This window comes from Ectobacillus panaciterrae DSM 19096 (genome assembly GCF_000430785.1).
Taxonomy (GTDB): Bacteria; Bacillota; Bacilli; order Bacillales; family Bacillaceae_G; genus Ectobacillus; species Ectobacillus panaciterrae.
The window spans coordinates 41,844-53,656 of the sequence record NZ_AUMR01000012.1; the positions used below are offsets into that span (position 1 = coordinate 41,844).

Genomic DNA, 11,813 nt, shown 5'->3' on the forward strand with positions numbered 1-11,813 from the left:
GTGCTTACGCTTCCTGTACATATTTTTCCCATGCCTGATCAAAAATGGTCATGCTTTCTAGCAAACCGCTCAGTTCTAAATAAGAGCTGATTTCATCGTATTCAGCGGATTGCTTCGGAAAGCTGTGATCATCATACATTTTTATGGCCAGCACCGTTAAATCGTCTTTTTGGTAGCTGTCGCGGTATTTCATCATATAATGATAGAATGACTTGTTCATAGAGTGCCCCCCTGTTTTTTGCTTCATTATACACAGAGATATTGAAAAAAACCAGCCGATTGGCTGGTTCATGTTGAGAAATCAAAATAGTTTCGTTTCAGAAGACGCGGGCGTTTCATTAAATCCTCAAATGAAAGAATCTTTGGCAGCTGCTTCGTGTCAATTAAGAAAAGCTGATCCTCAATTTGCTTTACAGTATCTTCCGTTTGATATGTCATTCCGCACGCAGAGCAGCATACACACGGCGTTTCCTCAATTTGTACTGTTTTCGTACCGTCTGGAAGCTCCCAATATACAGTATTTACACTTTCCTTTGCTGTCGTATTTTCGCACCAGCTGCACTTCATGATGTCGCTTCTCCCTCTGACGTTTTCATTTTTGTGATTTGCGCCTGAAACTTCTTCTCTTTTAACTCGTCGCGCTTATCCCGCTTGTTTTTTAAGGAGCTATGTGTCGGGTCTGTTTCATATGTTTTGCGGCGGTCCATACGCTGCAGTCCTTCCGGTACGAGATTAAATTTGCTGTCGTTCATAAGAGCTGCTATGCCGATATTTGAACGCTTTTCATCTGCATCTGGATATACTTCTTTAAAATAGCCGTCTGCACGTCCCGGCACATAATTTTCCGGCTCCGGATACGTAGTAATAACGCCTTCAAAGTTGCGGAGTACAACTTTGTCAGGGCTTTGGGATATTAAATAATTAGGCTGAAGCGCAATTTTCCCTCCACCACCCGGTGCATCAACAACAAAGGTAGGTACTGCATAACCGGATGTATGCCCTCGCAGCCCTTCCATAATTTCCAGCCCTTTCGATACAGGCGCACGGAAATGGCTGATTCCTTCTGACAAATCGCATTGATAAATATAATACGGGCGTACGCGAATTTTTACTAAATCATACATTAATTTTTTCATGATTGCTACACTGTCATTAATTCCCGCTAATATAACAGCCTGATTTCCGACAGGCACGCCCGAATTCACGAGCATTTCGCAAGCGTGCTTCGCTTCCTCGGTAATTTCGATGGAAGTATTAAAGTGTGTGTTCAGCCAAACCGGATGATATTTTTTCAAGATATCGCAAAGATTTTCTGTAATACGCTGCGGAAATACGACCGGGGCCCTTGTGCCGATGCGAATGATTTCAACATGAGGAATCGCTCGTAAGTTTTTCAAGATATATTCTAAAATATTATCATTAATTAATAAACCGTCTCCCCCAGAAATAAGAACGTCCCGTACTTGCGGCGTTTGTGCGATATACTGAATCGCGGCATCCAACTGCTTCTTCGGCACGCCCATTCCAATTTGTCCGCTGAATCGGCGGCGCGTACAATACCGGCAATACATAGAGCATTGGTTTGTAACTAAAAACAGCACCCGGTCCGGATAGCGGTGCGTTAATCCCGGCACCGGAGAATCCTCATCCTCGTGAAGCGGATCTTCCAAATCATATTTCGTTTTATAGAGCTCTTTCGAAATCGGAACAGACTGCATGCGTACCGGACAGCGCGGATCATCCGGATTCATGAGAGAAGCATAGTACGGAGTAATATTAAGAGGAATTGTTTTTGTGGAAATGCGCACTCCTTCTTCTTCGTCCGCTGTTAAATTGATGACCTTTTTCAAATCATCCAATGTTTTAATTGTGTTGGTAAGCTGCCAAATCCAATCGTTCCATTGCTCTTCTGTAACATCCTTCCACAGTTCAATTTCGCTCCAATGGCGCTTTGGTTTATATAAGTTGTACAGCATAAGAGTTTCCCCCTTTAATTCTTTACTTTTTATAAAAGCAAAAACTGTGCCGACGCTTTTGTACCGTCTGCCTTCGTTTTCTATACATTTCCATATTATTTTTATATGTAACAACGATATTCTTGGTGAAAACACACAAACAGCTGCCGAGTACCTGGCAGCTGTTCCACATTTTTTAAGTTTATATTGCATTTGACGGAGCATTTAAAAGCTTGCAGGCTATAAAATACTTCAGTTTCCTTTGCCGGTACTGTCAGCAAGCATCCCCTGCCGAAAATCTGGCAGCATAACCGCGGCTTATCGTGATCTTTACTCGGTTATTTCTATCTTCTGTCAAGTATGTAATAAAGCTTTGGCATTGTTCCTATATACGTATTCCTTCGTTGATAAAAGTCGCATTCATTCCATACACAAACAATCGTACAAGAATAAAAGACCGACCGGCTGCGCAGCTCGCTCCAGCAGCTTTTTCATAAAAACATGCCTGCGAGATTCCGGCAGCGCGGCACAATCTGTTATTTTCTTACACATAAAAAAAATTCACTGTGCATACGGCAAGGTGTTCACCTTTCCTTTTAATGACAAGCTTTGTAAAAGCAGCGAAACGCTCAGTTTTCTCCACAGCAAGACTAGGTTGGTCGATTCGGATCATTCATGAAAGTAATCAAGAACTCACTCAATAGTGCAGCGCTCCTTGCTTTCTAAAAAACTAACTATATACAAATGAATAAAAAAACCTGTTATAGCGGGGAGAGATCATCCGGCGACGTGCAGAAGCGGTCAAACCTTTGTAGTGGTTCATGCAAGGGGAAACCAGGAAGAAGAAGCATATCATGCTCCCTTTTCGTTGCACATAGCACAAAATGTTGAATTTATCATTCACTCATATATATGCTAATATTTCATCCATCACTCACTTCACACCAGTCGAGAAGCGTACAAGCAAAAATTTCGGCAGCAGCTATCATTTTATCGATTTCAATATACTCGTTCGGATAATGAGCCGCCTTTGTTTCGCCGGGGCCAAAAACAAGAGTGGGGATATTTGCAATTTGCGTAAATAATCCTCCGTCCGTTCCCCACGGCGAAGCTTCCGCAACTGGTTCTGTCTGCTGCACCAGCCTAAAATTCTCCCGCACCGTTTCTATAAGCGGGTGCTGCTCTTCAAGCGTTCCCGGCACCCAACGTGCGCCAAACCACTCCAATACGACTGGGTGTCGGTGAAACCAAGCATCGCTATGACCCAGCTCATCCAGCCATGCTGCAAACTCCTGCTTCGCTTCCTCTATCGTTTCATTTGGCATTACACCGTATCTTCCTTCTAACATGATGCAATCCGGGACAGACGACGGCCAATTCCCGCCTTCAATTTTGCCGATGTTAATCGGAACAGGGATTGGCACAGATTCATATAAGGGATCATCTATACGCTCATTGCGCTTTATTTCCAGTTTTTGCAGATGCTCCAGCACTGCTATGCTTTTTTCAATTGCGCTGATTCCTTCATAGCGTGTTCCGCCGTGCGCCGCTTTCCCGTGCACCTTGAGCCGAAACCATATGGATCCTTGCTGTTTTTGGAAAAACCTCATATTTGTCGGCTCCGGTATTAACGCACCGTCTGCTTGATAACCACGCAAAATCGCTGCCAGCGTTCCGGCACCTCCGCTCTCTTCCTCAATAACACTTTGAAAATATATATTCCCTTTCAGCTTTATATCACACGCGATAATAGCCTCCATCGCCATAATAAGCGCTACATTACCGCCCTTCATATCAGCAGCTCCGCGGCCGTACAGCCTGTTTCCAACCACTTCGCCTCCGTACGGATCGTATTCCCACTGCTTCATCTCGCCTTCAGGAACGACGTCAATATGACCGTTTAAAATAAGCGATTTACCGCCCCCTGTACCCTTTAAAGTTGCCACTACATTTGGACTATCATTAAAATGCTTGCGCGGCGAAACAAAGTATGGGTGCTTTTTCATTTCCGAATATGGCGGCTCCCATATATCAAGAGACAGACCGAGTTCTCTCATTTTCTCGATAATAATAGCTTGCGCTTTGCTTTCTTCACCTGATACGCTTCTCTCTTGTACAAGCCGCTTGAGAAGCCGTACTCCTTTTGTTTGATGCGCTTGAATATATTCACGTACTTGGTTTTTCTTTTGATTCAACCGCTTCACCCGCCTCTTATCATATTCCCTGCAGAAATTGCACCGTTTCAAGAAAATATTTATTTAGTCACAGCAGCTGATTAAGCGGTGATAAACGCCGCCCCTTCACATTCCCTTTCAGACCGATCAAACCTTTTCCGTTTCAAATACATTCACGTTTCGTATGAAATTATCAAATAAGGCTGTCCAACCAGAGGCTTAATGAAATTATCGCGCATCATGCACTTTTCCCCTCCCCGTACCCGTCTTTACATCATATGACGAAGTACGCGGTTTCTTTCATAAAAAATGACCGTCTCTTTTATAAGACAGTCATTTTTTTCAGTTCTTATTTTTTGTTAGAAAGCAGTTTATTCTAAGCGATTACAACTTCCTCTTCCGTAATAGGCACGCCATTCATTTTATCTATAACTTCTATTTTTCGGTTATGTAAGCCTTATATCATAAGAAAGAACCGATTAACGCAATGTTAATCGGTTTAGGGATGATTGACGCTCTTTCAGAGATGCCATTAGCAAATACAAGTTGCTCCGATGATGATCAAAAGAATGAACAATACAACAATCAAAGCAAATCCGAAACCAAATCCACCACAGCCATAACCATATCCGTAACCCCACATAGTTTTTCACTCCTTACATCAATTGAAATGGTTTACACTCACAAAATATGTCGGACAAGTCGGGAAGTGTATGTGTGTTTGCCTATAAATAAAAAAAATCTCTGCAAAATGCAGAGATTTTATGTTATCCTTCTTGATTCATTTGTAAAGCAAGCGTCTTTTTTTGTTTTCGCCGTTCTAAATAAAGCGTTTGAAACGCCATGAAAGTGTTTCCGACTACCCAATACAATCCGATGGCAGAAACCAAGTGAAAGGACATAAAGAAAATCATGACGGGCATAACGTACAGCATCATTTTCATTTGCTGATTCAGCATCGCATTATCTGATTGCTTCGCGCGGCTGTTCATCACCCAATATTGGAGGAATGTAGCGACAGCCGCAAGAACCGGCAATATGTGAAGCGAGTCGGTTTGTCCTAGACTGAACCATAAAAATGTATGGGCCGCAATCTCTTTTGTCCGAACAATAGCATTATATAGTGCCATTAATATAAACATTTGGATAACAGCGGGCAAACATCCCATCGCCGGATTTATGCCGTGTTTTTGATAAAGCTTCATCGTTTCTTGATTCAGCAACTGCTGTGTCTTCGGATCTTTCGCATTATATTGCTCTCTCAGTTTTTTCATTTCAGGCTGGAGCTGCTGCATTCTCCACTGATTATCATTTAAAGAAATGACGAGCGGTGAAAGCGCCAGTCGAATCAGCAGCGTAATAGCAATGATGCCGATGCCGTAATTATCGTTAAAAAGATGTGAAATATGGGTAATCACGAATGAAATGGGATATACCAAATAATGATCCCAAATCCCTGTATTATGCGATGTAATAGGTGTCTTTGTACTGCACCCAGATAAAAACAATACAAATGTCAAAGGCAAAAGCCCTAAAATTCTTTTCAACGTGTTTCCTCCTTGTTACTTTTATTTATGAAAGTAACAAGGATACTCCATCTTCATCGTCGTCAGGAGCGGTTTTGTGACGGACAGACATAGAAATTTGTTTGCGGGCATCCAAAATCCAATCGCTGCTGTTCTTTCTGCTTTGTTCCCTAGCTGAAGATGAGAGCTGCATGGTTATATGCGAATCATACACCTTCGGAAGCTCGGAGCAAAGACGCCAGGACCATTTCCCTGCCAAGAAAGCAGTGCTTAAAATCGCAAGGGTAAAGACGGTTTCCCAATTGTCTATCAGCAGTCCCTCAAGCATCTCCAATCTCCTTCGCCTCCTTCCCTATTTATCGCTTTCTATTGTGCGCGAATGATCGCCAAATGTCAATTCTCTTTTACAGGGATGGGGATATGATGAAAGCTCGTAACATCAAATAAACCAAGATCTGTAATTTTCAATCGAGGAATTACAGGTAAAGATAGAAATGATAGCGTTAAAAATGCATTAAAATGCTTCGGAGCACCAATTTTCAACAAGCTGTCATTCACTTCTTTAATTTGCGTATATACCGTTTTCCAATCCGATTCGGACATGAGCCCGGCGATAGAAAGCGGCAGCTTGGCCAGTACTTTTCCATTCTCCACTACAGCAAGCCCTCCTTGCATTTCTTGGAGCGATTTCACTGCCGCTATTATATCCTGATCGTTTGTTCCTGCGGCAATAATATTATGAGAATCGTGTGCAACTGTTGTGGCAATGGCACCGGTTTGAAGTCCTAATCCTTTAATAATTCCGAGCCCGACATTTCCGGTAGCTTTGTGTCTTTCTATTACCGCCGCTTTCAGTACATCCTGCTTTGGATTTGATACGAAATAACCGTTTTGAACCGGTACGCGTTCAATTAAATGTTCTGTTATTAAGTTATTTGGTATAATGCCGATTACATTTGCCTTTGCAGCATTATCCATATGAATTTGCAGCTGCTCATCACATATACTTACTATATCCACTGTTTCCGTGAGGCCTCGTAGAGACTGCTCTTGTGCTTTATGGCCCGTATAACTGCCGTTTTCAGCTACTAAAACGCCTTTTTTATACACTTGTGCAATCGAGAACTCATGCAAATCATCTAACAGCAGCAAATCTGCATCAAATCCCGGTGCCACAGCGCCTTTTGTATGCAAGCCGTAGCACTGCGCTGCATGAAGAGTCGCCATAGAAATGGCAGTTATAGGCGACAAGCCGTATTGAATAGCTTCCCGCACATTGTAATCAATGCTGCCCTCTTCCACTAAATCATCTAAATGCTTATCATCTGTACAGAATAAACAGCGATGTGCATTTTGTTCCGTTACAGCCTCTAAAAGCGTTCTTAAATTTTTAGCTACAGACCCTTCTCGAAGCATTACGTACATGCCGAGACGCAAACGATCCAATACTTCTTCTTTCGTCACACATTCATGATCAGTCAAAATACCGGCAGCCCGATACACATTTATATCAGCTTCTCTCAGCCCGGCTGCATGTCCATCAATTTGCCGGCTCAACAAAAGCTTATTCATCATTTCATCATCTGCTCTTAACACAGCCGGAAAATCCATGACTTCCGCTAATCCTAACACTCTATTATGGGAAAGAAATGCCTGTAAATCCTCCGCATGCAGCACTGCCCCGGCGTTTTCAAACGCTGTTGCCGGCACACAAGAAGGCAGCATAACAAATATATCAAGAGGGACATTCTCCGACGCATCCAGCATATATTGAATGCCTTTTGCTCCGGCTACATTGGCAATTTCATGGGGATCTGTAATGACAGTTGTGACGCCATGAGGGAGTACAACCTGTGAAAATTGGTGAGGTGTTACCATAGAAGATTCAATATGAACATGAGCATCAATCAGCCCGGGGCATACATATCGGCCGGCCGCATCAATTTCTTGCTTTCCTTCGTACGAACCGATTCCAACAATGACACCATCCGTAATGGCGATATCTCCAGCCGTCAATTCCTTCGTAAACACATTCACAATTACAGCATTGCGAATGACTACATCTGCTCGTTCACTTTTATTCGCGGTTACAATTCGTGTTTTCAATTGCTGCTTGTTCATCAAAATGTCACGCTCCTTTTTTGAATATACGAGAATAAACAGACGGCGTGTGCACATCTTGATTTATCCTCGCAGCCAAGCTATTTCCGGTAGCTTGGCTGAGACTCGTGGACCACCCACTATTATATGAAAATTGTTACACATTATGATTTTAAGTATTTTAGCTTAAGAGTACCAGAATGGCAAGATGCTTTTCTCAAAAAAACATGTCATATACATTCTCCCAAGATGCATATAGTGTACGGATGAATAAAGGGGGTGGATAAGTTGTTCCAGACCGAAGCTGATCAATATGCCTTTGAAGCAGCCATGTATGAACAACTGGCTTGTTATTATAAATACAGCAATCCACAAAAATACATGGAGTATTACTTGAAGCATTATGAGGCAGTACAAAAGCTGATAAAAGCGTATCATGCAAATCGCATAGCACATCCGCAGGGACAAGCGCAGCCGGCAAAAGTCCGTGTTCTGCACGCTTCGCCAAATGCTCCTGCATTTGATATGTATGTAAACGGACAGCGTGTGCTGCAAAACCTGACCTATAAGCAATCCAGTAATTACTTATCCCTGCCGCAGGGTCAATATCGCATTGATATTTACACAGCCGGCACGCAAGCGTCCCCTATCCTGTCCGCTATCGTACCGGTTATGAATAATACGGCTTATATGGTTGCTGCAACCGGAGACGCAAGCAAGCTTCAGCTCCTTTCGTTTGTAGACAGCACATATTTACCATACGGCGAAGCAAAGATTCGCTTTGCGCACCTTTCTCCGGATGCCCCGGCTGTAGATGTCACAATGAAGGATGGAGAAGTGCTGTTCCCGAATGTTTCCTTTAAACAAATTACAGAGTATTTGCAAGTGAGTCCAGGCACAGCAGATCTCGAAGTGCGCACAGCAGGAACGAAAAATGCTGTCTTGTCTCTTCCTAATACAAAAATTCAGCCAAATAAAGTGTATACTATATACGCAGTCGGCTATGCAAATAAAGAACCGAAACTTGAGGCTCTCTTTCTCACAAACTAAAAGTCTACAATGAACATTGTAGACTTTTTGTATGTATAATGGCTATTGTAAAGTTGTCTCTTTTGTTTTCTTTTGGAAGGTCATACAAAACCTTGTCCAATCTGGTGTAGATTCACAAGAAATGCGCCCATCATGCTTTTCTACAATTTGTTTGCACACAAACAGTCCGATTCCTGTACCGAGCTTTTTCGTTGTTACGAACGGCTCAAAAATTGTCTCAATTTTATCAGCAGGAATCATCGGTCCGTTATTTTTAATAATAATGTGAATTGTACTTTCATCTTCAAACGTATCAATCACGATTTTACGATTTTTAGGATTCGCTTCCAGCGCATCTATGGAGTTCATTAAAATATTTAATATCACTTGCCGTACTTCGCTGCGATACCCATATAAACCGATAGGATAAAACATGTTTTTCTCAATGGACACATTTGTGTTCACCAAGCTCGGATATAGGAAATGGGTGATATCATGAAATAAATCGTTCAGAGAAAAAAACTCTTTTTCATTCCACATTTCTTTTCGAGATACAAGCAAAAATTGAGAAATACGGAAGTTTAATTGATCTAATTCATGCGAAATAATATCCAAATACGGCAGATGCGTATTTTCCGCTTTTAATAATTTTACAAAGCCCATGATGGATGTAAGAGGATTTCGAAATTCATGAACGAAACTGGCTGACATTTGTCCTAAAATGGTCAGTCTTTCTTTATGTGTTTCATCAATAAACTGCTGCTTTTCTTCTAAGCTTTTCGTGATTATTTCGGAATACTTAAGCACGGTAAAATAAATCAGCTGATCAAAGCAGCTATGAATTTTTGTGATAAGCGGTTTGAGTTCGCGAGCCTTTACATCAAGTTCGCACATAGCCTCAAACAATTCATTTCTCCCAACATTTACATTGTGTACAAATTCTCCAATATTCACATCCGCTTGCGCTCGTTCGGTGGCAATCTTAGCACATAATGGTTGTATGTCTTCTAATCGTTTTTCTCCTATAATCAGAGAAATAATTGAAAACAGAAGATTTTCTCCGTTCATTATAATCTCTTCTCGAAACGGATCTCCTTGGGAAACAATAATTTTTTGCTTCCATGTCTCTACAAATTCTTGGCTGTTTTTTTTTAAGTAGGCGCAAAATTTTTGTTCGATCTCGCTAATAATCAGAAAAACCCCCCGTCCCCTCCATGACACAAGCAAAAGCAGCATCTTTATATTATATTTTGAATATTAACACAAAAGTACCGATTCGTTAAGGATTTTGTCAAATTCCGCGTGCAGCTTGCAGAGTAAAATAACAAACCTTTTACAAACACCATGCATATCATATAATGGGCAAAGCGCCGGCACCCTTGATATCGCTTCGTTATCTCGGATTTCTATACATCTTATCGGTCTCGTTCTCGCTCAACAGCTATAGGTCGACCAGACCTTTATGTGCCGGATGCTATTTTTGAGAAGGAAATGAAATCATTTTAATATGGTAAATGAAATTAATAATTTATAAAATAAAAATCCGGAATCCGGGTCTTTATTTTTTCATGCAAACCAGTTTCAGCTCTGTCATTTCTTCTATGGCATATTTGATTCCTTCGCGCCCTGCTCCGCTTTGCTTCACCCCTCCATACGGCATGTGATCCACTCGGAATGTCGGTACATCATTAATCATCACCCCTCCTGCCTCGAGCTCATCAATGGCTTGCATAGCCTTGCTTAGTTGATTTGTAAAAACCCCTGCCTGCAAACCGTATTGCGATTGATTCACCCGTTTGATGACTTCATGAAAAGATGCAAAAGAATTTACAGTTACAACAGGACCAAACACTTCTTTACACTGAACCGACACATCATCAGGTACATTTGCCAATATTGTTGGTTCGTACGTACGTTCATCCTTTTGCTTTCCTCCAATGATCACAGCGGCGCCGGCTTTCACTGCCTCTTGCACCCATTCATGCACACGCGATACATCTCCTTTGGAGATTAGGGCCGTTACGTCTGTTGTTTCATGTAACGGATCGCCTACAATTAGATTTCGCGTTGCGGCGGCAAACAGCTTCACAAATACATGAAATAAACTTTCGTGCACAAAAATGCGCTGGACGGAGATGCATACCTGACCGTTATATACAAATGCCCCCCACTTTATCCGCTCAACCAACTCTTTTGTAAGCATCACTTCTTCATCAATAATAACGGCTGAATTCGAACCAAGCTCAAGTGTTACTCGCTTCAAACCAGCCTTGCTTTTCATTGCAATTCCGACTTCAGGGCTTCCTGTAAATGTAATTGCTGCAATACGTTCGTCTTTAACAAGTGTTTCTCCAATAACAGATCCTTTGCCGGTCACAATATTAAAAGCGCCTTTTGGCAAGCCCGCCTCCTCTAACAATCCAGCAAGAACATATGAGGATAGCGGTGTTTGACTCGCCGGCTTCAAAACAATTGTATTTCCGGAAGCAATTGCAGGCCCCACTTTATGGGCGACTAAATTCATAGGAAAATTAAACGGCGTAATAGCACCGATGACCCCAATCGGCTTTCGAATCGTATAGGCGACTCTCCCATCCGCATCTGGCGCGGCATCAATTGGAATTGTTTCTCCTCCGATTCGTTTTGCTTCTTCTGCAGCAAACTTATAAGTTTGAATCGTACGTTCTACCTCGACGCGAGCTGTCTTAATGGGCTTCGCCGCTTCCTTTGCGATGAGCTGCGCCAGCTCTTCTTTTTTCTCTTGAAGCTTTGCAACAAGGTTTTCTAAAATGGAAGCACGCTCGTACGCTGAGAGCGAAGCCATCCGTTTTGCTGCTGCTCTTGCAGCTTCTATAGCCTCATGAACGTTCTCCTCAGAGGCTAGTGCAATATCTGCAAGCTTTTCTCCAGAATACGGAGCATACAGCGGTATGTATTCTTTCGTATCTATCCATTGATTGTTTACATATAATTGCTGTTTCATCGATCCCTCTCCCTATAAAAAGCCATCGCTCATGCAGCACGATGGC

11 protein-coding genes and 1 riboswitch are annotated in these 11,813 nt (G+C 42.2%); of the genes, 1 reads left to right on the top strand and 10 read right to left on the bottom strand.

Annotation, left to right across the window (positions count from 1 at the left end; genetic code table 11):
• Positions 1-4: 4 nt before the first annotated feature.
• The 8 genes from H540_RS0104560 to ade all read right to left on the bottom strand — a co-directional run bounded on the left by H540_RS0104560 (position 5) and on the right by ade (position 7,776).
• Positions 5-220, bottom strand: coding sequence for a YozE family protein (locus tag H540_RS0104560; protein WP_028399615.1), 216 nt, complete (start codon positions 218-220; stop codon positions 5-7).
• A gap of 68 nt (positions 221-288) precedes the next feature.
• Positions 289-567: a YokU family protein gene (locus H540_RS0104565; RefSeq protein WP_028399616.1), complete on the bottom strand. Its 279-nt coding sequence runs from the start codon at positions 565-567 to the stop codon at positions 289-291.
• Positions 564-1,976, bottom strand: a complete 1,413-nt coding sequence (gene kamA, locus H540_RS0104570) for a lysine 2,3-aminomutase (protein ID WP_028399617.1) — start codon at positions 1,974-1,976, stop codon at positions 564-566. Before kamA ends, H540_RS0104565 begins: the two co-directional genes overlap by 4 nt.
• A 902-nt stretch (positions 1,977-2,878) precedes the next feature.
• Positions 2,879-4,150, bottom strand: coding sequence for a peptidase (locus tag H540_RS0104575; RefSeq protein ID WP_028399618.1), 1,272 nt, complete (start codon positions 4,148-4,150; stop codon positions 2,879-2,881).
• Between the two features lie 511 nt (positions 4,151-4,661).
• The gene (locus tag H540_RS31770; RefSeq protein ID WP_081415009.1) at positions 4,662-4,772 is read right to left on the bottom strand and encodes a YjcZ family sporulation protein; all 111 of its coding nucleotides are present in this window, start codon (positions 4,770-4,772) and stop codon (positions 4,662-4,664) included.
• A 124-nt stretch (positions 4,773-4,896) separates the two neighbouring features.
• Positions 4,897-5,676, bottom strand: coding sequence for a membrane protein insertase YidC (yidC, locus tag H540_RS0104585; protein WP_028399619.1), 780 nt, complete (start codon positions 5,674-5,676; stop codon positions 4,897-4,899).
• 25 nt (positions 5,677-5,701) lie between these two features.
• A complete protein-coding gene (locus H540_RS0104590) occupies positions 5,702-5,989 on the bottom strand; it encodes a hypothetical protein (protein ID WP_028399620.1) in 288 nt (95 codons plus the stop codon).
• 59 nt (positions 5,990-6,048) lie between these two features.
• Entirely contained in the window at positions 6,049-7,776 is a 1,728-nt protein-coding gene (ade, locus tag H540_RS0104595; RefSeq protein ID WP_028399621.1) for an adenine deaminase, read from the bottom strand.
• Between the two features lie 52 nt (positions 7,777-7,828).
• Positions 7,829-7,926, bottom strand: a riboswitch (purine riboswitch).
• Positions 7,927-8,043: 117 nt separating this feature from the next.
• Here ade and H540_RS0104600 point away from each other — a divergent pair.
• Positions 8,044-8,805 carry a DUF4397 domain-containing protein gene (locus H540_RS0104600; RefSeq protein WP_028399622.1) on the top strand — a complete coding sequence of 254 codons (762 nt, stop codon included), beginning with the start codon at positions 8,044-8,046 and terminating at the stop codon, positions 8,803-8,805.
• A gap of 42 nt (positions 8,806-8,847) precedes the next feature.
• Here H540_RS0104600 and H540_RS0104605 read toward each other — a convergent pair whose 3' ends face one another.
• Positions 8,848-10,020 carry a histidine kinase N-terminal domain-containing protein gene (locus H540_RS0104605; RefSeq protein ID WP_051316994.1) on the bottom strand — a complete coding sequence of 391 codons (1,173 nt, stop codon included), beginning with the start codon at positions 10,018-10,020 and terminating at the stop codon, positions 8,848-8,850.
• A 322-nt stretch (positions 10,021-10,342) separates the two neighbouring features.
• The gene (locus H540_RS0104610; RefSeq protein ID WP_028399624.1) at positions 10,343-11,767 is read right to left on the bottom strand and encodes an aldehyde dehydrogenase family protein; all 1,425 of its coding nucleotides are present in this window, start codon (positions 11,765-11,767) and stop codon (positions 10,343-10,345) included.
• Positions 11,768-11,813: the final 46 nt, after the last annotated feature.